Source organism: Kitasatospora sp. NPDC089797 (assembly GCF_040684795.1).
Taxonomy (GTDB): domain Bacteria; phylum Actinomycetota; class Actinomycetes; order Streptomycetales; family Streptomycetaceae; genus Kitasatospora.
This window is the reverse complement of record NZ_JBFBGS010000032.1, coordinates 45704-66567: the sequence shown is the minus strand read 5'-3', so window position 1 is coordinate 66567 and position 20864 is coordinate 45704. Positions and strand designations below refer to the sequence as shown.

At 75.3% G+C, this 20864-nt stretch carries 21 protein-coding genes; 10 read left to right on the top strand and 11 right to left on the bottom strand.

Annotation, left to right across the window (positions count from 1 at the left end; genetic code table 11):
• Positions 1-72: 72 nt before the first annotated feature.
• Positions 73-825 (top strand): alpha/beta fold hydrolase, encoded by a 753-nt coding sequence (locus AB0O91_RS25350; RefSeq protein ID WP_363437125.1) that lies wholly within the window; start codon positions 73-75, stop codon positions 823-825.
• 255 nt (positions 826-1080) lie between these two features.
• Positions 1081-2343, top strand: coding sequence for a styrene monooxygenase/indole monooxygenase family protein (locus AB0O91_RS25345; RefSeq protein WP_363437122.1), 1263 nt, complete (start codon positions 1081-1083; stop codon positions 2341-2343).
• A 40-nt stretch (positions 2344-2383) separates the two neighbouring features.
• Here the strand turns inward: AB0O91_RS25345 and AB0O91_RS25340 are convergent, their stop codons facing one another.
• Both AB0O91_RS25340 and AB0O91_RS25335 read right to left on the bottom strand, forming a co-directional pair.
• Positions 2384-3040, bottom strand: a complete 657-nt coding sequence (locus tag AB0O91_RS25340; RefSeq protein ID WP_363437120.1) for a response regulator transcription factor — start codon at positions 3038-3040, stop codon at positions 2384-2386.
• On the bottom strand, positions 3028-4314 hold the full coding sequence (locus tag AB0O91_RS25335) for a histidine kinase (protein ID WP_363437117.1): 1287 nt from the start codon (positions 4312-4314) through the stop codon (positions 3028-3030). Before AB0O91_RS25335 ends, AB0O91_RS25340 begins: the two co-directional genes overlap by 13 nt.
• A gap of 165 nt (positions 4315-4479) precedes the next feature.
• On the opposite strand from AB0O91_RS25335, the gene AB0O91_RS25330 reads away from it, so the two are divergent.
• On the top strand, positions 4480-5412 hold the full coding sequence (locus AB0O91_RS25330) for a CPBP family intramembrane glutamic endopeptidase (protein WP_363437115.1): 933 nt from the start codon (positions 4480-4482) through the stop codon (positions 5410-5412).
• 118 nt (positions 5413-5530) lie between these two features.
• Here the strand turns inward: AB0O91_RS25330 and AB0O91_RS25325 are convergent, their stop codons facing one another.
• Positions 5531-7021 carry a carboxylesterase family protein gene (locus tag AB0O91_RS25325; protein WP_363437113.1) on the bottom strand — a complete coding sequence of 497 codons (1491 nt, stop codon included), beginning with the start codon at positions 7019-7021 and terminating at the stop codon, positions 5531-5533.
• Between the two features lie 95 nt (positions 7022-7116).
• Between AB0O91_RS25325 and AB0O91_RS25320 the strand changes: the two genes are divergently transcribed.
• The 6 genes from AB0O91_RS25320 (at position 7117) to AB0O91_RS25295 (ending at position 12821) form a co-directional block, all read left to right on the top strand.
• On the top strand, positions 7117-7788 hold the full coding sequence (locus AB0O91_RS25320) for a TetR family transcriptional regulator C-terminal domain-containing protein (RefSeq protein WP_363437110.1): 672 nt from the start codon (positions 7117-7119) through the stop codon (positions 7786-7788).
• Positions 7789-7857: 69 nt separating this feature from the next.
• Positions 7858-8904, top strand: a complete 1047-nt coding sequence (locus AB0O91_RS25315; protein WP_363437108.1) for a TIGR03617 family F420-dependent LLM class oxidoreductase — start codon at positions 7858-7860, stop codon at positions 8902-8904.
• 193 nt (positions 8905-9097) lie between these two features.
• A complete protein-coding gene (locus tag AB0O91_RS25310; RefSeq protein WP_363437105.1) occupies positions 9098-9586 on the top strand; it encodes a hypothetical protein in 489 nt (162 codons plus the stop codon).
• Complete coding sequence (locus tag AB0O91_RS25305; protein WP_363437102.1) at positions 9583-11454, top strand: GMC family oxidoreductase; 1872 nt, start codon at positions 9583-9585, stop codon at positions 11452-11454. Before AB0O91_RS25310 ends, AB0O91_RS25305 begins: the two co-directional genes overlap by 4 nt.
• Positions 11451-12293 (top strand): hypothetical protein, encoded by an 843-nt coding sequence (locus AB0O91_RS25300; RefSeq protein WP_363437100.1) that lies wholly within the window; start codon positions 11451-11453, stop codon positions 12291-12293. The genes AB0O91_RS25305 and AB0O91_RS25300 overlap by 4 nt, the downstream gene beginning before the upstream one ends.
• A 63-nt stretch (positions 12294-12356) precedes the next feature.
• Positions 12357-12821: a hypothetical protein gene (locus AB0O91_RS25295; RefSeq protein ID WP_363437098.1), complete on the top strand. Its 465-nt coding sequence runs from the start codon at positions 12357-12359 to the stop codon at positions 12819-12821.
• On the opposite strand, the gene AB0O91_RS25290 is transcribed toward AB0O91_RS25295, so the two are convergent.
• From AB0O91_RS25290 to AB0O91_RS25255, 8 genes are all read right to left on the bottom strand, one after another.
• Positions 12787-13842 (bottom strand): bile acid:sodium symporter family protein, encoded by a 1056-nt coding sequence (locus AB0O91_RS25290; protein WP_363437096.1) that lies wholly within the window; start codon positions 13840-13842, stop codon positions 12787-12789. The two genes, AB0O91_RS25295 and AB0O91_RS25290, sit on opposite strands and share 35 nt — an antisense overlap.
• Complete coding sequence (locus tag AB0O91_RS25285) at positions 13839-14102, bottom strand: hypothetical protein (protein ID WP_363437094.1); 264 nt, start codon at positions 14100-14102, stop codon at positions 13839-13841. Before AB0O91_RS25285 ends, AB0O91_RS25290 begins: the two co-directional genes overlap by 4 nt.
• Entirely contained in the window at positions 14099-14980 is an 882-nt protein-coding gene (locus AB0O91_RS25280) for an isocitrate lyase/PEP mutase family protein (protein ID WP_363437092.1), read from the bottom strand. Before AB0O91_RS25280 ends, AB0O91_RS25285 begins: the two co-directional genes overlap by 4 nt.
• Before the next feature lie 295 nt (positions 14981-15275).
• On the bottom strand, positions 15276-16151 hold the full coding sequence (locus AB0O91_RS25275; protein ID WP_363437090.1) for a class I SAM-dependent methyltransferase: 876 nt from the start codon (positions 16149-16151) through the stop codon (positions 15276-15278).
• Positions 16152-16439: 288 nt separating this feature from the next.
• Positions 16440-16658 carry a hypothetical protein gene (locus tag AB0O91_RS25270; RefSeq protein WP_363437089.1) on the bottom strand — a complete coding sequence of 73 codons (219 nt, stop codon included), beginning with the start codon at positions 16656-16658 and terminating at the stop codon, positions 16440-16442.
• Positions 16659-16708: 50 nt separating this feature from the next.
• Positions 16709-16918, bottom strand: a complete 210-nt coding sequence (locus AB0O91_RS25265; protein WP_363437087.1) for a cold-shock protein — start codon at positions 16916-16918, stop codon at positions 16709-16711.
• A 293-nt stretch (positions 16919-17211) separates the two neighbouring features.
• Positions 17212-17769, bottom strand: coding sequence for a PadR family transcriptional regulator (locus AB0O91_RS25260; RefSeq protein ID WP_363437085.1), 558 nt, complete (start codon positions 17767-17769; stop codon positions 17212-17214).
• 176 nt (positions 17770-17945) lie between these two features.
• On the bottom strand, positions 17946-18434 hold the full coding sequence (locus AB0O91_RS25255) for a flavodoxin family protein (RefSeq protein WP_363437083.1): 489 nt from the start codon (positions 18432-18434) through the stop codon (positions 17946-17948).
• A gap of 963 nt (positions 18435-19397) precedes the next feature.
• On the opposite strand from AB0O91_RS25255, the gene AB0O91_RS25250 reads away from it, so the two are divergent.
• Positions 19398-20765 (top strand): serine hydrolase domain-containing protein, encoded by a 1368-nt coding sequence (locus AB0O91_RS25250; protein WP_363437081.1) that lies wholly within the window; start codon positions 19398-19400, stop codon positions 20763-20765.
• Positions 20766-20864: the final 99 nt, after the last annotated feature.

The following is a 20864-nucleotide window of genomic DNA, read 5'->3' as shown; positions in this document are numbered from 1 at the left end:
TCCCCCGGTACGGCGGGTGCACTGCGAGACTGGGGTGAGCAGCGTCCGTCACGGAGAGAGGTCACACCCCGCATGTCCAGCAGCGCAGCCGTCGACAACCCGTGGTTCCGCCGGTTCAACCCGTCGGACTTCGCTCCCGCCCGGATCGTGATCTTCCCCCACGCCGGGGGCTCGGCCAGCTACTACATGGACTACGCCAACGCGCTGGCGCCGTACGCCGATGTGCTCGCCGTCCAGTACCCGGGGCGGCAGAACCGCTTCGCGGAGCCGACGATCGACTCGGTGCCCGAACTCGCCGAGCGGGCCTACCGGGAGCTGCGGGAGTGGATGGACCGGCCGGTCCTCTTCTTCGGGCACAGCATGGGTGCGGCGGTCGCCTTCGAGGTCGCCCGCTGCTTCGCCCGCGACGGCCTGGCGGGGCCGGAGCGGCTCTTCGTGTCCGCCGGCCGGGCGCCCTCGCTGCCCCGGGACACCTCGGTGCACACGCTGTCCGACGACGGGATGCTGGCGGAGATCATCCGGCTCGGCGGGACGGACGAGCGGATCCTCGACGTCCCCGCCCTGCGCGAGCTGATCATCCCGGCGCTGCGGGCCGACTACACGGCCATCGAGACCTACCGGGCCGCGCCGGACGCCGTCATCCCGCAGCCGATCACCGGCCTGGTGGGGGAGAGCGACCGCAACGCCACGGTCGAGCAGGTCTCCCAGTGGGAGCGGCACACCAGCGGCGGCTTCAGCCTGCGGGTCTTCCCGGGCGGGCACTTCTACGTGGCCGAGCAACTGGACGCCGTGGTGCGGCTGCTCGCCGCGCACCTGGGCGGCTGAGCGCCCGCGGCCAGGGACGGGCGGGAGCCGGGAAGAGCAGGGCGGAACAGGGCAGGGCGGTGCCGAGGGCGAACCGCCGGGCCCGGCGCGCCGATCCCGCCCGGCCCCTGCCGGTGGCACGGTGACTCGGCTACTGTGCCTGCTTGATGCGTTCGACACGTTCGGTACGGTCGACGCGCTCCCACCCCGCTCGCACCCTGTCCGCGCCGTCGACGGGCCCCACGGGCCGTCGGCAGACCACCGGGAGGCCGCCGTATGCGCCGGATCGCCGTCGTCGGAGCCGGCCAGGCCGGCCTGCAACTCGCGCTCGGGCTGGTGGCCGACGGGTACGAGGTGACGCTGGTCGCCGAGCGCACTCCGGAGCAACTGCGGGGCGGGCGGGTGCTGTCCACCCAGGCGATGTTCGGCCCGGCACAGCGGATCGAGGCGGCGGCCGGGCTGGACCTGTGGGCGGACCGGGCCCCGGCGGTGTCCTCGGTCGAGGCGACGCTGGTGGCGCCGCCGGCCACCCGGGCGCTGGAGTTCACCATGACCCTGGACGAGCCGGCCCGGTCGGTGGACCAGCGGATCAAGCTGGCCCGCTGGCTGGAACTGCTCGCCGAGCGCGGCGGCCGGGTCGAGTACCGTTCGCTGGACCGGGCCGGGCTGCACCGGCTGGCCCGGCAGCACCAGTTGACGGTGGTCGCGGTCGGCCGCGGCGACCTGGCCGGGATCTTCGAACGCGACGCCGCCCGCTCGCCGTTCGACCGGCCGCAGCGCGCGCTGTCCTGTCTGTACGCCCACGGCGTCGGCGCGCCCGACCCGGCGGCCGGGCCCCGGGCCCGGATGCACGCCCTGCCCGGCCTGGGCGAGCTCTACCTCCAGCCCGCGCTGACCCGCTCAGGCCCCTGCGACATCCTGCTCTGGGAGGCACTGCCCGGCAGCCCGCTGGACGTGTTCGGCGACGGACCCGCGGTCGACGCCCAACTCGACCGGATCCGCGCCCTGTTGGCCGAGTACCTGCCCTGGGAGGCGGAACTCTGGCGGGACGCCGAGCCGACCGACGCCGGCGCCGGCCTGTCGGGCGCGGTGACCCCGACGGTCCGCCGCCCGGTCGCCGAACTGGGTTCCGGCGTCGACGCCGTGCACGTGCTGGGTCTGGGTGACGCCGTGGTGGTCAACGACCCGATCACCGGCCAGGGCGCCAACGGCGCGGCCCGCGCCGCCGAGGCGTACCGCCGGGCGATCCGCGAGCACGGCGACGCCCCGTTCACGGCCGACTGGATGTGCCGCACCTCCGAACGGTTCTGGCAGCAGCACGCCCGCCACACCGTCGGGTTCACCGCCGCGATGCTCACCATGCCGGACCACCTCCAGGGCGTCTTCGCGGCCGCGGCGGAACACCCGGCGGTCGCCCGCCGCCTCGCCAACACCTATGCCGAGCCGAGCGATCACGCCGCCTGGCTGGCCACGCCCGAGCTGACCGCCGCGTACCTGTCGTCGCTCCGAGCCCCGGTCGCCCACCCGCCGTCCCGCTGAGCGCCGGCCGCGGACGGCGTGAGGGCCCACCGGGCGGCCCTCACGGCCGGCCCCGGCGCTGGGGGGCGCCGAGGTGGGCGAGGACCGCGAGCACGCGGCGGTCGCCGCTGTCCTCGGGCGGGAGGTCGAGCTTCCCGAAGATGTTCCCGACGTGCTTGTGCACGGCCCTCTCGGTGACGACCAGGCGGGCGGCGATCTCGGAGTTCCCGTACCCCTGGGCCATCATCGCGAGCACCTCGCGTTCGCGCTCGGTCAGCCGGGACAGCGGGTTGCCGCGGGTGGCGAGCAACTGCCGGACCACGTCCGGGTCCAGCGCGGTGCCGCCGGCCGCGACGCGGTGCAACGCGTCGAGGAAGTCGTCGACGCGGGCGACCCGGTCCTTGAGCAGGTAGCCGACGCCGGCGCCGTCGTCGAGGAGCTCCCGGGCGTAGGTGTCCTCGACGTACTGGGAGAGGACGAGGATCGGCAGGCCGGGGAGCTGTTGCCGGGCGCGCAGCGCGGCCCTGACCCCCTCGTCGGTGAAGGACGGCGGGAGCCGGACGTCCACGATCGCCACGTCCGGCCGGTGGGTGACGGCGGCCGCCACGAAGGACTCGGCGTCCCCGGTGGTGGCGAGCACCTGGTTCCCCAGGGCCTCCAGCAGCGCGGTGAGCCCCTGGGCGAGCAGCGCGTTGTCCTCGGCGATCACGATCCGCACGGGCACTCCACGGTGATCACGGTGGGCCCCCCGGGCGGGCTCTGGACCCGCAGGGTGCCGTCGACCGCCTCGATGCGCTGCCGCATGCCGCGCAGTCCGGTGCCGCCGCCCTCGGCCGCGCCGCCGCGGCCGTCGTCGGTGATCCGCGCGCGGAGCGTGCCGCCGGCCCGGGCCAGGGTGACCGAGACGGAGCCGGCCCGGGCGTGCTTGGCCGCGTTGGTGAGCGCTTCGGTGACGACGAAGTACACGGCCACCTCGATCCGCGCCGGTACGTCGCCGAGGTGGTCGGGCCCGTCGGGGCGGTCGGGCCCGCCGGGGTCGCCGGGGTCGCCGAACGCGAGGGTGGCGGGCACCGGGCAGCGGGCGACGACCGCCGCGACCGCACCGGCGAGGCCCCGGTCGGCGAGGATCGGCGGGTAGACCGAGCGCAGCACGTCGCGCAGTTCGGCCATCGCCTCCTCGGCGCCCTCCCGGGCCCGGGTGAGCAGGGGGCCGACGGCGGTCGGATCGGTGCCCAGCGTCCGCTCCGCGAGCCCGAGTTGCATGGCCAGTGACACCAGCCGGGCCTGGGTGCCGTCGTGCAGGTCGCGCTCGATCCGGCGCAGCTCGTCGCCGTGGGCGTCGAGCGCCCCGGTGCGGGTCCGGTCCAGCGTCGACACGCGTTCGGCGAGCACCGCGGCGGCCGAGGGGGCGAGCAGCCACCGGTTCACGGCGGCGGCTGCCCCGGCGAGCAGCGGCGGGCCCGCCACGGCGAGCAGCAGGCTGAGCAGGAACTGCGGAACTCCGGCGTAGAGGGCGGAGCCCCAACTGTCGATCGGGACGTTCAGGATCAGCCTGATCGGATCGTCCACGGGGAACAGCCACCACAGGCACCCGAGCACCAGCACGGCCGCCGGGAAGAGGAACAGCGCCGTGCCGAGCAGCCCGAGCACGGTGCCGACGACCGCCATGGCGGCCGCCCACCGCAGGTCGCGGCCGGTGGCCGGATCCGACAGCACCGGTACCAGGCGGCGCCGCGCGTGCGGCCCGGCCGGTGGCACGGGCGTCGCCCACCGTCCCAGCCGGGCGCGTTCGCGGTCGGCCAGCCGGCGCAGCAGCCGGAGTTCGTGCGGCAGGACGAGCAGTCCCAGGCCGACCAGGCAGAGGACGGCCGAGTAGATCAGGACGGGCACCAGCACGACCAGGGCCAGGGCCCGGCCGAGCACGGCCGCGCAGTATCCGGCGGCCCGGGCGGCACGCGCCGTGCGTGCCCGCATCGTTGACGAGTCGTTCACGCCGCCCAGTCTTGCCGCTGCCCGGCCCCGGCGCAGTGGAGCGTGCTACACCATCGATCGACGGGCCTGCGCGATCGCCCCGGCCGGCCCGCGGTCCTTAGCGTCACGGCCATGGAACCGACGACCGCTGAACCGACGACCGCTGAACCGATGACCGCTGAACCGATGACCGCTGAACCGACGACCGCTGAACCGACGACCACGGAAGCGACGACCGCTCCGGGCCGCTCCCGAGCCGATCTCCTGCTCTTCCTGACGATCAGTTTCGTCGGTGCGTGGATCACCATGGTCCCGCTCTGGGCGGACGGCCTGCGCCGGACCAGCGCCGGGCAGGGGACGCCCCGGCTCGCCGCGCTGTGCATGGTCCTGATGATGCTGGTGCCCGCGCTGACCGCCTTCGGCCTCACCGCGCGCGGTCGGGGGCCGCGCCGGGCCGCGCGGATCCTCGGGCTGACCAGGGCCACCCCGTGGCGGCGTGAACTCCGGTCCGTCGCCGTCGCCCTGACGATCCCACCGGCCCTGACCGCCACCGGGCTCGCGCTGGCCACGGCGGTCGGCTGGTACGCCCCCGCGCACCTGCCCGGGCCGGGCGCGGTCGGGGCCCTGGTGCTGAGTGCGCTGCTGTCCGTTCCGCTCTACTTCGGTGAGGAACTCGGTTGGCAGGGCTACCTATTGCCGCGGCTGCTCCGTCACGGCAGGATCCGGGGGCTGCTGCTCGGCGGCGCGATCTGGGGCGCGTGGCACGTGCCGATGACCGCGCTCGGCGGGAGCTACCCCGGCCACCCGGCGGTGCTGGGCGTGCCCGTCGCCGTGGTGACCGCGATGCTGCTCGGCACGGTGATCGCCACGATCCGGTTGTCCACCGGGTCGGTGTGGGCGGCCGTCGCGGCGCACCTGTCGCTCAACGAGTTCACCCTGCCCCTCACCCGTGCGGTGTCGGGCCGGGTGGTCGACCCGCTGCTGGCGGGCCCGCTGTCCGTCTCGACCTGGCCGGTGACCGGGCTCGCCGTGCTGGGCATCTGGCTCGCCCACCGGCGCGGCGCCGGGCGGCGCCGGTCCCTGCCGGTGCCGCAGCCACGGCCCACGGCGGGTCGGTAGCGGGCGGCCGGGCCCGGTGGCCCGCCCCGACGACGGTCGTCGGGGCGCGCCACCGGGCCCGCTGACGGGGCTCGGGGCCCGGGGGCCGGGGCTCGGAGGCCCAGGGGGCCGAGGGGGCTCAGGCCAGGTCGTAGGCGGTGGGACCGCCCCCGGTCCAGATGGTGCGGGAGGCCTGCTCCGGGTAGCGGACGGTCGCCGAGGGGGCGTTCAGGACCCGGGTGAGCTGCTCCCGCGGTTCGTGCGGGGCCCAGCCGGGATCGCCGGTGGTGACGAAGCCGACCCAGGCCCGCTGGAGCTCCCGGGAGACCTCGACGGCCTCCGGGGCGGTCGGGTCGCCGAGGAAGTGCCGGGCGGGCGGGCTGTCCAGGCTGCCGAAGGCCAGCGGGACGTCCAGGCCGTGGCAGGGGCCGAAGAGTCCGCCCAGGGCGGGGGCGGGGTAGGCGAGTTCGAACAGGTACGAGGTGCCGCCGGCCGCCGTGTTGCCCTCGGCCAGGTGCAGCGAGGGCATCCGGAACAGGGCGTCGGACATGACGGTGGTGAGCAGGTCCTCGGGGGTGGCGCCCGGGAGGGCGGCGCGGTAGGCGGCGGGGCCGCCGGGGCGCGGGGCGAGCAGGTCGAGGGCGGTGTCGGCCTCGGCGTCGGTGAAGGTGCCGTGCCGGCCGGCCAGGACGGCGAACAGCCGGAACTCGTCGCGGGTGTGGCCGACCAGCAGCTCGGTGCCGGCGGCCCGTCCGGCGGCCAGTGCGGTCCAGGGTTCCTCGGGCAGGACCTCGCCGTCGACCACCGGGACGGTGGCGACGCCGGTCTGGGCGAGCCGCCCCCAGCGCGGGAGGTGGCCGGGGAGCGCGGTGCCGAGCTCGGTGACGGCGGCGGCCAGCCGCCAGGGGTCGGTCCGAGCGAGGGCGGCGGCGGTGGGGGCGGTGCCGAGCTGCTCGGCCAGGGCGGCGGTGACCTCGGCGGCCAGCGCCGGGGTGGCGAGGTTGGCGCCGACGGAGTGGGCGACGGCCCGTCGGAACAGGCCGCGGGCCCGGTCCATGGCGAGCAGTGCGGCGACCGAGGAGGCGCCGGCCGACTGGCCGGCGACGGTGACCCGGTCGGGGTCGCCGCCGAACGCGGTGATGTTGCGCTGCACCCACTCCAGGGCCGCCACCTGGTCGAGGAAGGCGCGGTTGGCGGGGGCGCCGTCGAGCAGCAGGAAGCCCTCGGCACCCACCCGGTAGTTGACGGTCACCACGACCAGGCCGGCCCGGGCCAGCGCGGTCGGGTCGTACAGCGGGTCGTTGGCGGTGCCGGAGATGAAGCCGCCGCCGTGGATCCAGACCAGCACCGGCAGGCCGGCGGCGCCCGGGTCCGGGGTGCAGACGTTGAGCGTCAGCCAGTCCGTCCCGGTGGTCGGCTCGGCCTGCAGCGGACCGGACTGGGGGACGACGGGGCCGTGGTCGAGGGCGTCCCGGACGCCGTCCCAGGGCTCGGGCCGGACGGGGGCGGCGAAGCGGAGCGGGCCGACCGGCGGCCGGCCGTACGGGACGCCGCGGAAGACCGCGAGGCCGCGGTCCAGGCGGCCGCGGACGGTTCCTTCGGTGGTGCGGGCGACGGGTTGTACGAGCATCGGGGCACTCCTCCCTCGGAATGCCCCCAGCGTTGTCGGTCAACTGTATTATGTCAACTGTACGGAGAAGCGGAACCGCGGAGGAGCGCCCGGCCATGCCCAAGCAGGTGGACCACCAGGAGCGGCGCGAGACCATCGCCCGCGCGCTGTGGCGGGTCGTGGAGCAGCGCGGCGCCCGGCACCTGACGCTGCGCGAGGTGGCCCAGGAGGCGGGGATCTCGCTCGGGCAGCTCCAGCACTACTTCGGTTCCCGGGCCGAGCTGCTCGGCTTCGCGATGGACCTGGCCGGGGAGCAGAGCGGGCAGCGGGTCGCCCGGGCGCTGGCGGAGCTGGGCGGGCGGCCGCACCCGCGCGCGGTGCTGCGGGCGATGCTGCTCGAACTGCTGCCGCTGCACGCCGGCTCCCGGGTGACCAGTCGGATGGGCGCCGCCTACGTGCTGGAGGCGCTGCACGACGAGGAGGTCCGGGCGCGGGCCCGGACCGGGCTGCTCCAGGGGCGCGCGGCGGTCGAGCAGGTGGTCCGGCAGGCGATCGCCGACGGGCTGGTCGGGGCCGACCGCGACCCGGTGGCGGAGACCGACCTGCTGCTCGCGCTGACCGGGTTCAGCACCCTGCTGGAGCTGAGCGTGGTCGGGCCGGAGGCGGTGCTGACGGCCGTGGACGGGCACCTGGACCGGCTGTTCACGGGGGAGGGCTCCGGCCCGGGCGGGGGCACCGGCGCGGGCGGGAGCGCGGGGGCGGGGGAGGGCGGGGCGGCCGGCCGGTGACGGCGTGGCAGGCTGGGCCGGAGCCGCCGCAGTGGCGCGGCACGCCAGCCCGTGACCAGGAGCACCCGCATGGACCGACCCGCCGCCCTCCGCCTCGACGCCACCGCCTCCGGGCACCCGGCGGGCATCCTCGACGCCGCCGAGCAGGCCGAACGCTGGGGCATGGACCGGCTGGTGGTCGCCGAGACCGCGTACGACCCGTTCCTGCAGCTCGCCCGGGCCGCCGACCGCACGCGGTCGATCGAGCTGGCCACCGGCATCGCGGTCGCCTTCGCCCGGACCCCGATGACGCTGGCCTACCAGGCCTGGGGGCTGCACGCGGCCTCCGGCGGGCGGGCCGTCATCGGGTTGGGCTCGCAGGTCAGGCCGCACATCGAGAAGCGCTTCGGGATGCCCTGGGACCGTCCGGCGGCCCGGATGCGGGAGTACGTGCACGCGGTGCGGGCGATCTGGCACAGCTGGCAGACCGGTGAACGGCTGCGGTTCCGGGGGGAGTTCTACACCCACACGGTGATGACGCCGGTCTTCTCGCCGGACCCGGTGCCGGCCGGGGTGCCCCGGATCCTGCTGGCGGGCGTCGGGCCGCTGATGACCCGGACCGCCGGGGCGGTGGCCGACGGCTTCCTGGGCCACCCGTTCTCCTCCACCGCCTACCTGGCCGAGCAGGTGCTGCCCGGGCTGACCGAGGAGCGGGCGCGGGCGGAGGCCGAGGGGGCCGCGTGGACCGCCCGGCCGTTCGAGGTGGTCGGCAACGTGCTCACCGCCACCGGCCGGACGGCGGAGGAGCTGGCGGCCAACCGGGCCGGGGTGCGGGAGCGGCTCGCGTTCTACGCCTCCACCCCGGCCTACCGTCCGGTGCTGGCGCAGCACGGCTGGGAGGGGCTCCAGGAGGAGCTGCACACCCACTCGGTGCGCGGGCGCTGGGCGGAGATGACGGCGCTGATCTCCGACGAGGTGTTCGACACCTTCGCGGTGTCCGGCACGGTGGAGGAGGCCGCGCGGGAGATCCACCGCCGGTACGCGGGGCTGGTGACCCGGCTGTCCGTCAACCTGCCCGAGGACGCGGACCCGGCGCTCGGCCTGGACGTGCTGGCGGCGGTCCGGGCGCTGGGCTGAGCGGAAGCGGTCCAGGGCCTTCGCCGTAGGGGTGCTAATCGGTCAGAGACTGATCAAGACCGGGCACATTCGCGCAAGCGGTTCCCCGGCGGTCCGCCCGGGCGGCAGGATCGCGCTGAACAGGCGGATCGTGCCGTCCCGGCACCCGGCTGTCATGTCTTGGCCACTCGATGTCGATCACGGGGGTGCCCGGGTGTCCGTGTCCGACGACCGCAGAGCAGAGCAGCCGACGGAGGAACCGTACCGGGCCGACGACCCGCCGGGAGCACCGTACCGGGCCGACGACCCGCCGGAGCCGACGGCCGAGGACCCGTACGGGCCCGCCTACCCGTACACCGCCGAGGACCCGTACGGGAGTTGGGGGCCGGTCGAGGAGGACGAGCTCGCCGACCTCGACGACTTCCTGCGCGTCTGCGCCGAACTGACCGGCTTCGACGTCCCCGAACTGCGCGCCACCGGCATGGCGGACGAGCACCACCGCACCGCCCTGGCCCACCGGGTCCGCGACGAGCACGCGCTCGTCCACCTCTGGTACGTCGGCTCCTGGCCCGGCGAGGCCCCCTCCTCCGCGCGCGCCCACGACCGGGGCCTGGTCTGGCGGACCTTCCGGGCCGACCCTCCCGGGGCCGCCGCGCCCGGCCACGGCAGCTGGGCCGAGGCGCCGCGCGGGGGCGAGCAGTGACGGCCGGTTCCCCGCACCCCACGGGTCGGGACGCCGGGATTCGGGACGCCGCGGGCCGGGACGCCGGGCACTGGGACGCCGTCGTGGTCGGCGCGGGCTTCGCCGGCAGCCTGGTCGCCCAGCGGCTCGGCGCGCAGGGCTGGCGGGTCCTGGTGCTGGAGGCCGGCCGGACCGCGCCCCCCGCCGCGGAGACCGCCGCCGCCCACCGGGCGGCCGGCGGCGGCCCGCCCATCGCGGCGTACCCGCACAGCCCCGACGCGCCGTCACCCGACGCCGCCGACCTCACCGGTCTCCCCGACGGCGGCTTCACCGCCACCGGCTACCTCCGGCAGCACGGCCCGCTGCCCTACGCCAGCGGCTACCTGCGCGCCAACGGCGGCACCGGCCTGGTCTGGACCGGGCTCGCCCCGCGGATGCACCCCGAGGACTTCCGCACCGGCGACCTCGGCCGCGGCCGCAACTGGCCGATCGGCTACCACGACCTGGAACCGCACTACCGCGAGGCCGAGCGGGAACTCGGCGTCGCCGCCGACGCCGAGGACCAGCGCCGGGCCGTCGGCCTGCCGCTCCCGGACGGCTACGCCTTCCCGATGCGGCCCATCCCGGCCAGCTACCTCGACCGGCAGCTGGCCCGCGCCCTGGACGGCCGCACGGTGCGCGACCCCGCCGCGCCCGGCCCGGCCCGGCTCGCCGTCACGGCCACCCCGCACGCCCGCAACGGCCTGCCCACCCGGCCCCGCCGCGCGGACGGCGCCGACCACGGCCCGCCCTGCGCGGGCAGCGCCAGCTGCGTCCCGGTCTGCCCGACCGGCGCCAAGTACACCCCGCTGCGCACCCAGGCCCGCTGGTCGCCCGCCGTCGAACTGCGCACCGGCGCGGTGGTCGCCCGGGTGCTCGCCGACCCGGTGACCGGCCGGAGCACCGGAGTCGAGTACCTGGCCGGCGGCACCGCGCACCGGGTCACCGCGGACCTCGTGGTGCTCGCCGCGCACGCGATCGAGAACGCCAGACTGCTGCTGCTGTCCGGCCTGGCCGACCGCAGCGACCAGGTCGGCCGGAACCTGATGGACCACCCCGTGCTGCTCACCTGGGGCCTGATGCCCGGACCGGTCGGCCCCTACCGGGGGCCGGGCTCCACCAGCGGACTGGAGGCGTTCCGCTTCGGCGGGGCGCGCCGCCGCCGGGCGCCGTTCCGGATCGAGATCGGCAACTGGGGCTGGTCCTGGGTCGGCGGCGGCCCCGAGGCCGAGACGGCCGCGCTGCTCGCCGCCGGACTGCGCGGCAAGGAGCTGCGGGAACGGCTCGGCGACCGGTTGGGGCGTCAGTTCGCGTTCCAGTGCGAGCTGGAGCAGACCGCCGACCCGGGCAACCGGGTCACCCTCGACCCGGACCGGCGCGACCCGCTCGGGCTGCCCGTCCCGGCGATCCGCTACGACCTGGACGAGTACGTCCGCGAGGGCATGGCCTCCGCCCGGGCCGTCTCCGACCAGGTGTTCGCCCTGCTGGGCGCCGAGGACCACACCGCCTACCCGGGCCGCGGCTGGCCCGGCCGGCTGGAGCACCGGGGCGAGGTGTACGGCTACCGGGGCGCCGGCCACGCCGGCGGCACCCACGTGATGGGCGACGCCCCCGGCACCTCGGTGGTCGACCAGTGGCAGCGCTGCTGGGACCACCCCAACCTGTACGCCGTCGGCTGCGGCTCGATGCCCTCGCTCGGCACCTCCAACCCCTCGCTCACCATGGCCGCCCTCGCCCTGCGCAGCGCCGAACGGATGCACCAGGACCTGCTGGCGCTGCGGCGGCCGGCGACCCTCTCCCCGCCCTCCTCCGTGCCCCGCGCACCCTCCCCGCCCTCGGAGCCCTCATGACCGGCCTGCCGCTGCCGCCCGTCCCGGAGCCCTACCACCTGCCGTTCCACTACGGCGCGCTGCACAACATCGGCGTCGACTACCTGGTGGAGCCCGAGCGGGCCCGTCGCCTGCTCGCCAAGCGCCACCCCGGACTGACCGTCGCCGCCTTCGACGGCGGGGCCTGCGTGTCGCTCAACTACCAGCTGTACTTCGCCCAGTACCCGAACGGCGGTGGCATCACCGAGGAACTGGAGATCAACCTGATCGCCCACCCGGCCTTCGCCGAGGAGCGCATCCCGCTGGTCGACTACGGCCAGTACGCCCGGGGCCACGACCAGACCAAACTGCTCGGCATCGCCCGGCTGCACGTGCTGTGCGACAACCCGCTGGCCATCGACGCCGGGCGCCGGCTGTACGCCGAGCCCAAGCACCCCGGCTGGTTCGCGACCACCCTGCCCTCGCTCAACGCGCCCGCCGTGCAGGAACGGTGGAGCGTCTCCTGCCGCCGGGCCGAGCTCGGGGCGGACGGGCTGCACCGGCACGAGGAGGAGATCCTCGCCCTGGACGTCGACCTGGTCGGTCTCACCCCCGAGGCGGTGAGCAACACCCCGATCACCGGCTACGGCACCGACGACGAGGGGAAGCTGCTCGCCGGCCCGCTCAACGTCCACCAGCCGTACCGCTACTACGCGTTGGACGACCGTACCGCCGGCCGGGTCCGGCTGGAGCTCGGCAACCCGGCCGAGGAGGCCGCCCGCGACCTCGCCCAGCTGATCGGGGACGCCCCGGCCGCCGGGGTCTGGACCTACCAGTCCGCGCCGGTGGCCGCCCACCAGCGCCCCTACTACGTCCGGTGACGGCCGAGCCCGTTCCACCCGCCCGGAGCTAGAGTTCCCCTTCGACACGAACGAGGGGGAGCGATGGACGGGACGGACGCGCTGGACGGCGTCGAGGCGCTGCGGCGGCTGCACGAACCGGGGGAATACCGGCGGCTGGCGGAGCGGAGCACCGACCCCGAGGTGCTGCGGGTGCTGGTCCGGTGCGACTACCCGTTCGTCTGGCAGGCGATCGCCCGGAACCCCGCCGCACCCGCCGAGGCGCTCGCCGCGCTGGCCGTCCGGCGGAACTCCACCTGGAACGACAACTGCCTGCCGGCACTGATCGCGGCCCGCCCCGACCTCACGGTCGAGGTCCTGGACGGGCTGGTCGAGGTGGTGGCCGAACGGCTGCGGGAGGGCGAACGGCCCTATGCCGCCGTCCTGTTGCTGGCCCGGCGGCCGGAGGTGACGGCCGAACGGCTCAACCGGCTGGGGCACCTGCCGGGTGCCTCCAGCCGGTTGCGCCGGGGGATCAGGCGTGCGCTGGCGGCCCGCCCGTCCGACTGAGCTCGGCGGGCGGCGGTCCGTCGGCCGGGGCGGGCCCGGGCGAGCGGGACCAGCGTCCGGCGAGGACGGTGCCGACGACCAGTTGGAGCTGGTGGTAGGCCATCAGCGGCAGCACCATCAGCCCCGCCTCCGGGCCGAACAGCACGGTGGCCATCGGCAGCCCGTTGGCCAGGCTCTTCTGCGAGCCGCAGAGCATCGCCGCGATCGCGGCCGGGCGGTCCAGCCCCAGCAGCCGCGCGCCGAGCCCGGTGGCCGCCAGCGTCGCGGCGAGCAGTGCCAGCAGGACCACGACCAGGCCGAGCAGGGCGAAGGGCGTCGCCTGGTGCCAGATGCCCTGGGCGACCGCCGCACTGAACGCGGTGTAGACGACCAGCAGGATCGAGCCGCGGTCCACCGGCGTCAACACCCGCTTGTGACGGGCGACCAGGCCGCCGATCCACGGCCGCAGCAGCTGCCCGAGCAGGAACGGGGCCAGCAGTTGGAGCCCGATCCGCAGCAGCCCGTCCGCCGACAGCCCGGCGTGCGAGCCCAGCAGTCCGGCGACCAGCAGGGGGGTGAGCAGCAGTCCGGCGAGGCTGGAGTACGTCCCCGCGCAGATCGCCGCCGGGACGTCGCCCCCGGCGGCGCCGGTGAGCGCCACCGAGGACTGCACCGTGGACGGCACCAGGCAGAGGAACAGCACCCCGGCCTGGAGGGAGTCCGTCAGCGGCACGGGCGTGAGCAGGGCGGTGGCCAGCCCGAGCAGCGGGAAGAACGCGAAGGTGACGGCCAGCACCAGCCCGTGGAGCCTCAGGTGGCGCAGCCCGGCCAGCGTCTCCCGGGTGGACAGCCGGGCCCCGTAGAGGAAGAACAGCAGGGCCACCGCGATGTCGCACGCCGTCGCGGCGACCCGGGCCGAGGCGCCGGAGACCGGGAGGAGCGCGGCCAGTCCGACCGTCCCGGCCAGGGCCAGCAGGTACGGGTCCGGCCTGCCCGGCCGGGCGCGGCGCGGCGGGGCGGCGCCGCCGCGGAGCTCCGTCACGGCCCACCCCCGGGCGCCGGGGCGGGTGCGGCCGACGGTGCGGGGCCCAGCAGTCCGCCGACCAGCGAACCGGCACCGTCGTGGTCGCTGCCCGCCGAGCCGCTGCCGAACGGGAGGTTGGCCGTCCGGTCGACCTCCAGCCAGGAGTCGGCCCCGGAGTTGTCGACCACCGTGATCAGCGTGCCGCCCGCCGCGGCCGGGGCTGCGCCGGTCGCGAGCAGTGCGCACGCTCCGGCCAGCCCCAGCGCGGCGGTCCTCACCCGGCCACCGCCAGCGGTCCGCGGGAACGCGTGATGTTCTGCTCCAGCAGCTCGGTGGACTCCCGCACACCGACCGGGCGGGCCTGCTCGGCCGTGGCGGGCAGCCGCCCGTCGTCGTTCTTCAGCCCGACGAGCGCCTCGTCGATCGCCCGGTGGGACGCGAACAGGCAGGGCGTGCTGTAGATCGCCACGTCCACCCCGAGTTCGGTCAGCTCGGAGAGCGACAGCCGGGGGGACTTCCCGCCCGCGATCTGGTTGAACAGCAGCGGCTTGTCGCCGACCTCCTTGCGGATCCGGCGGATCCACTCCTCGCTGCGCACGCCGTCGACCAGCACCACGTCGGCGTCGGTCTCGGCGAGCGCGCGGGCCCGGCGCAGGATGTCCTGCTCCTCGGTGGCGTCGGTGCGGGCGACCACCAGGAGGTCGGTGCGGTTGGCGAGGACGAGTTCGAGCTTCTCGAGGTACTCCTCCAGCGGGAGGACCTGCTTGCCCTCGGCGTGGCCGCAGCGGCGCGGGCGCTTCTGGTCCTCCAGGATCACGCCCGAGGCGCCGATCCGCTCGAGCCGGCGCACCACGTGGCAGGCGACCTCGTGGTCGACGTAGCCGTCGTCGATGTCGACCAGGAGATGGTGTTCCGGAAAAGCACCGCGCAGTCGTTCGACGAAGGCCACCATGTCGGGCCACGCGATGAAGCCGATGTCCGGCAGGCCGTAGTAGGAGGCGGCGAAGCCGAAGCCGGAGACGAACATTCCGTTGTAGTGCCCGGCGGCAATGGTGGCCGAGTACATGTCGTGAACGCCGATCAGGGGGGTGGTGCCGGGGCCGGCGATCTCCGAGCGAAGGCGCTGACCAGGGCCGGAGGCGTTGGAACCGTGCAACAAGGGTTTCTCCCTACTCGCGACGGAAATTCCTCAACTCGACCTTTGTCGGTCCGAGTTGGCGTGTCCTCACTATGCAGTCTTTAGGTTTCCATGGGCAAATCTTTACTGTGGTATCACTCGTATGGGTGAATGAGCGTCAGATCGTGCATGAATCGTATGACATGTACACGCGGGCGGGTCGACCGTCTGGACACGAAGCGGCCCCGGAGCTCCGCAGTGCGGCGGTTCCGGGGCCGAAGTTCCGTGCGGTGACAGGGAGTTGAGGCTAAGGCGACAGGGCGTAGCCGGCGGCTCAGCTGCCCGGGGCGGGCCGGACGTCGCGGCGCTCGCGCAGCGTCCGCAGCACCCGGCGGGTCGCCCGGGTGGCCACCGGCGGGAGCAGGTCCAGGGCCAGTCGGCGCGGCCCGGAGCGGGAGAGCTGTGCGGGCGTCTTGACCTGGTAGTTGAGCCGGAGCACCCGCCGCCCGGCGATGGTGTCCTCGTCCACGGTGTAGCCCTCGGCCCGCCAGTCGCGCTCCAGCAGGACCTCGCGGGCGGCGCCGGCGTCGCCCCAGGTGCCGTAGAACTTCATCGGGGTGAGCAGCACCGGGTGCAGCCCCCCGGTGAAGACCGCCTCCCAGACCGCCGCGGAGACGCCCGGGGTGTGCTCGGAGCGGTAGTCGTCCAGTGCGACCAGGCCGTGCTCGCCGAGCGCGGCCCGGGCCACCAGGATGTCCCCGCTGACGTGCTCGTACAGGTGCGAGGCGTCGACGTGGACGAACCGGCAGCTGCCCGCCGGGATCCGCCCGTCCGCCAGCACCGAGGTGGGTGCCTGGACGATCTCGGGCAACTCCCGGTGGAACGCCAGGTAGTTGGACTCGAAGGCGCTGCGGGTGAGCGTCTTGCGGTAGGACATCGCCATCTCGGCGGCGTTGTCGGCGTCACCCGCGTCGGAGTCGAACAGGTCGCAGACGGTCAGCCGTTCGCCCGGCTGGAGGTGGTCGCCGAGCAGCACCGCGCTGCGGCCGAGGTAGCTGCCGAGCTCCAGGACGTCCCCGGTGACCCCGGCCGCGGTCTGGGCGGAGAGCAGGTGGGCGAACGCGGCCCGGTCGAGGCCGAAGAACCAGCCGGGGATGTCGTCCCGGCGTCGCGGGGCGGGGCCGACGGCTGCGGTCACTTCACTGGGCACGGCTGCCTCCAGGGCGGGCGGGGCGCGGCGGTGGGTCACGCCGCGGAAGGCGCCGTGGTCGTGAGGCAGATCATCATAGCGATGGGCGGGGCGCGCGGGGCGGACTGGGGAAACCCGCAATTCCGCATCGGTGGCGCGCTGTTCGACGGGGGCGTGCGGGTCGATTGCCCGCGCCCCATAGCCCCAGGTCACGCCCCTGCCGTACGCCGCCCCTGCCGCGCGCCCCCGCCCCACGCCTCCGGCCACCGCCCCGCGTTTCCGCGCGGTGGTGGCCGGGCCGTCCGGCCGTCAGGCCGGGGAGTCCCCGTCGCCGCAGGTCAGCCAGGAACGGGTGATCGTCCTCGCCTCGTCGGCCTGTTCCGGGGTGACGATGCCCTCCACGTCCGGGCCGCGCCCCAGGAAGTCCCGGACGCGTTCGCGCTCGTCGGCGCTGACGACCCAGACGGACGAGGTGGAGGACCCGTCGTCGTGCCAGTCGAGCACGCTCAAGGTGTGACGATGGCTCATCGCGTCCTCCCGGCCCCTCGGTGACGGAATTGCTTCGGAGCGGCCCGACGTCAGAGCACCCTGACGTTCGAGGCCTGCGGCCCCTTCTGGCCCTGGGTGACGTCGTACTCCACCCGCTGGTTCTCCTCCAGGGAACGGAAGGAGCCCGGACCCGCCGCGATCTCCGAGAAGTGCACGAAGACGTCGGGGCCGCCCTCGTCCTGCTCGATGAAGCCGAAGCCCTTCTCGGCGTTGAACCACTTGACCTTGCCTGTAGCCACGGTTTCTCCCGGGTCGTACGAGTGGCGTCCCGCCGGTCCCGCCGGCGGAGGACGACTTCTGGTCCCACGGTAGCCGCGACGCCCCGGCCCCGCGCGTCAGCGGAATCCGTCGCGCTGGGAGTCGGGGGTCGAGGGCGTGTCTGACAATTCCCGCCGGGCGCGCGGTGTCGGGCATCCCGCCTGGACGCACCGGCAGATCGCCCAAGTACGCCCAGTACGAGGACGACCTGCCGGCACGCCCAGCCGGGCGCCCGACCCCGCGCGCTGATCCGACGCGAATTGTCAGACACGCCCTAGCGGCCTTCGCCGCCCGGACGGTCCGTCGGGGCGGCCAGGGCGGCGAGGGTCTGCGCCAGCCAGGCCCGTTCGGCGGTGCCGGAGGCGTGGGCGACCAGCAGCATGCCGCGCCGGAACGGGTTCGGTTCCCGTTCGGCGGTGATCGGACGGCCCTCCCCGTCGTAGAAGAAGCTGCTCGGCGCCTCCAGGAAGGCCAGCCGGCGGCGCAGCACGGCGGCCTGCCGTGGCGGGTCGGCCAGTTGGTGGAGGAACGCGACGAGGGTGAAGAAGCGGATCTGGTCGGTGATGTCGCCCTGTTCCGGGTCGGCGAGGCGGCGCAGCAGTTCGGACCGGCCCTCCGCGGTCAGCTCCAGGGTCTGGCGCGGCACGGCCCCGGTACCGGGTTCGGTGCGGCGCCGCAGTAACGACGCCTTCTCCAGTCGGCTGATCGCGGGGTAGAGCGCGCCGTCGCTGACCGGGCGGACGTGACCGGTCAACCCGGTGATCCGGGACTTGAGTTCGTAGCCGTGCAGGGGCTGGTCGTACAGGAAGCCGAGGATCGCGAGGGTCAGCACGGTCGGAGCCCTTTCGTCGAAGTGCGCCCCATGATGCGCCCTGGGGCGCTGATCGTGCTACCTCTCCTCGATGTACCTCGAATCGATGCCATTCCTGCGGGGACGGTCGCCCGCGTCGGTGCGGGTGCCCGGGCGGGGGCGTCGGGCGCGAGCGGAGGCCGCGCCCGACGCGGGGGTCAGCGGGTCGCGCCCGGGCGGGGGTCGAGGCGGGCGGCGAGGCGGGTGGCGAAGGCCCCGGCCGCCGCCAGGTCGCGGGCGTCGGGGCGCTGCTTGTTGATCCCGCCGACCGGCCGGAAGGGGAGCCAGGTGTCATGGCCGCGGGCCGTGAAGCCGTCGACCACCTCGAAGCCCTTCGCCGCCAGCCGGCGCTCCAGCGGGCCGGTGAACGGGCGGAAGCCCGGCTGGGGGAAGCCGCTGGTGGCGAAGACGAAGGCGCGGGACGGCCGGGCGGCCGGCGGGAGGGCGTCGACGAAGCGCCGCAGGCGCGGGTGGAGGCGGCCGGTGAAGACGCCCGAGCCGAAGCCGACCAGGTCGTGGTCGGCGAGCCCGGCCGGGTCGAGCTCCTCGGGTTCGACCACCCGGGCGGCCAGCGGCCGGGCCATGGCGTCGGCGATCCGCCGGGTGTTCCCGTGGGACACCGACACGCACACGATGAGGGCCTTCATGGGGCTGCTCCCTTCGCTCCGCACTCGCGGGGGTGCGGAACGCCCGCACCCGTCAGGGGGACCGGGCGGCGCGCCGGAACGTGACACGGCGGACCGGCCTGCGGTGGCGGCCCGGCGTCCGCGGGGCCCGGCGGGTGCTCCCGGAGACACCCGCAGCACATCCGACCCGCATTTCCCGTCAGCACCTCCCGTCACATTTCCGCACACCCGTCCCGGCCGTCATTCCGGTCACTCTGCCGCGCCCGTGAAAACCTGGTACAGGCCTGCCGCTGGCCGACGGCCAAGGTTTCGGCCAACCAATTCACATCCGTCATCAGGGGTTCCGCCCGTGGTCGGGAGCCACACCAGGGTTTTTGCCGGTCCGATTCCTATGAGAATTGCTTTCCGTTCAATCGGAAGGGGTTGCGAGCGGGTGATCGGCCGTGAAGACTGTTCCGCGTTCGACTTTCGGAGTGTTCGGGCCGTCAAGGATTGCGCCGACTCCCCGGCTGTCGCGGCGGGTTCCGCCCGGTGGCCCGGGGACGGGCGTAGGGGGGATTGCGATGCCGGGTAGGGCTGCCGTGCGGAGTGCGGGCCGACGGGGCCGCAGGCCGGCGTGTTCGGGGTGCCTGTCCGGTCCGGCGGGTCGGGTGCGGGCATTCGGTTGCCCGGAGTTTGCCGAGTAGCGGGGAAATCGGGTCGTATTCGTGCCGTCGCGGCCGCCGCGCGCCGATGCGGCCCGGCACCGCTCCGCGTGCGCCGTAGTCGCGCCGCGCCACGCCGGTAGTCGACTCCATTCGCGTCCGTGCCGTACCGGCCCCGGCCGGGACGGCGCCCGGTCATTCCCGTTGTTCGCGCGGCTCTTTGCGCCGGTGCGCGCCGGGGCCGGAAATTTGGCACGACGTTCCTCAGTAATCCGGAAATTCATCCGCGGGGGCCGGCAGCGGCCCGCGGCCGAGAACCAGTCCACGGGAGCTTCCGCCCATGCCGTACCCCGCCTTGGCGCCGGTCCGCGAGTGCACGCCGCAGCTGTTGCGGCGTGAGCTGCAGGACCGGCTCGACACGCTCGCGCGCCACCACCGGGTGCCCGGTGCCCAACTCGTCCTGGACACCGGGGCGGAGGTGGTCGCCCTGCACACCGGGGTGGCCGACGCCGCGACCGGTGACCCGTTCACCGGGGACACCGCCGTCCCGGTCGGCTCCCTCACCAAGCCCTACACGGCGGCCCTGGTGCTGCTCCTCGCCGACGACGGGGACCTCGACCTCGACGACCGGGCCGCCGCCCACCTGCCCGAGTTCCGCCACCTGCCCGAGGTGACGGTCCGGCACCTGCTCAGCCACACCGGCGGGCTGCCCACCGGTCCGGACTCCGACGCGGCGGCCCGGACCACGGCGGTGCACTACCTGGCCTCGGTCTGCACCCCCGGGGACGCGCTGTTCCCGCCCGGCACGGGCTTCTCCTACTCCAACGCCGGCTACGTCGCCGCCGGGCGCCTGGTGGAGGCGGTGACCGGGATGACGTGGCAGGAGGCCGTCGCGACCCTGCTGCTGGAACCGCTGGACACCGTGCCCGCCTTCCTCGCGACCGCCGAGGGGACCGCCGCGGACCCGGCCGCGCGCCCGCTCGCCGCCGGGCACGCGCTCAACGCCGCGACCGGCCGGGCCCGGCCGGTCCGGCAGAACCTCGCCCCGCTGGAGGCGCCGGCCGGGGCGCTGTCCTTGAGCGCCACCGACCTCGCCGCACTCGGCGCCGCGGCGATCGGACGGTCCAAGGTGCTGCCCCCCGAGGTCGCCGAGGAACTGCGCCGCCCGCAGCCCGGCGCCCGGCCGGGCACCCTCGCGGACGGCTGGGGGCCGGGCCTGGCGCTCTACCGGCAGGACGACCGGCTGTGGTGCGGCCACGACGGCAACGCCATGGGCACCTCCTGCCACCTGCGGGCCGAGCCGGACAGCGGCACGGTGGTCGCCTTCACCGGCAACGCCGGTGCGGCCACCGCCCTCTGGCGCGACCTCGCGGCCGAGCTGGGCGGGCTGACCGGGCTGACGGTGCCCGCCGCGATCGGCCCGGTGGCCGCGGGCGAGCCGGTCGTCCTGCCCGAGTGCGCGGGCAGCTACGCCAACGGCGGGATCCGGTACCGGGTCGAGCCGGCCCGGGACGGAGGGCTCACCCTCTCCGTGGACGGCGACCTGCCGCTGCCGCTGCGCTGCTACGCCGACCTGAGCTACGACCTGGTCGACCCGGAGACCGGCCGCCCCGAGCCCGGCGGCCGGTTCCACCGGGACCCGGAGACCGGGGTGGTCGACCTGGTCCAGGTGTCCGGTCGCACGGCCCGCCGGGTCGGACCCGCCTGAGCCGGTCGCGCCGCCGCCGGGCCCGCCCCGGCACGTCCGCCGCCCCGTACCGCCCCGCACCGCCCCGCTCCCCGCACCGCCCTGCTCCCCGCACCGCCC

Coding starts and splice junctions, on each gene's coding strand:
- AB0O91_RS25350 (WP_363437125.1), top strand. CDS start 73: ATGTCCAGCAGCGCAGCCGTCGACAACCCGTGGTTCCGCCGGTTCAAC.
- AB0O91_RS25345 (WP_363437122.1), top strand. CDS start 1,081: ATGCGCCGGATCGCCGTCGTCGGAGCCGGCCAGGCCGGCCTGCAACTC.
- AB0O91_RS25330 (WP_363437115.1), top strand. CDS start 4,480: ATGACCGCTGAACCGACGACCGCTGAACCGACGACCACGGAAGCGACG.
- AB0O91_RS25325 (WP_363437113.1), bottom strand. CDS start 7,021: ATGCTCGTACAACCCGTCGCCCGCACCACCGAAGGAACCGTCCGCGGC.
- AB0O91_RS25320 (WP_363437110.1), top strand. CDS start 7,117: ATGCCCAAGCAGGTGGACCACCAGGAGCGGCGCGAGACCATCGCCCGC.
- AB0O91_RS25315 (WP_363437108.1), top strand. CDS start 7,858: ATGGACCGACCCGCCGCCCTCCGCCTCGACGCCACCGCCTCCGGGCAC.
- AB0O91_RS25300 (WP_363437100.1), top strand. CDS start 11,451: ATGACCGGCCTGCCGCTGCCGCCCGTCCCGGAGCCCTACCACCTGCCG.
- AB0O91_RS25295 (WP_363437098.1), top strand. CDS start 12,357: ATGGACGGGACGGACGCGCTGGACGGCGTCGAGGCGCTGCGGCGGCTG.
- AB0O91_RS25270 (WP_363437089.1), bottom strand. CDS start 16,658: ATGAGCCATCGTCACACCTTGAGCGTGCTCGACTGGCACGACGACGGG.
- AB0O91_RS25255 (WP_363437083.1), bottom strand. CDS start 18,434: ATGAAGGCCCTCATCGTGTGCGTGTCGGTGTCCCACGGGAACACCCGG.
- AB0O91_RS25250 (WP_363437081.1), top strand. CDS start 19,398: ATGCCGTACCCCGCCTTGGCGCCGGTCCGCGAGTGCACGCCGCAGCTG.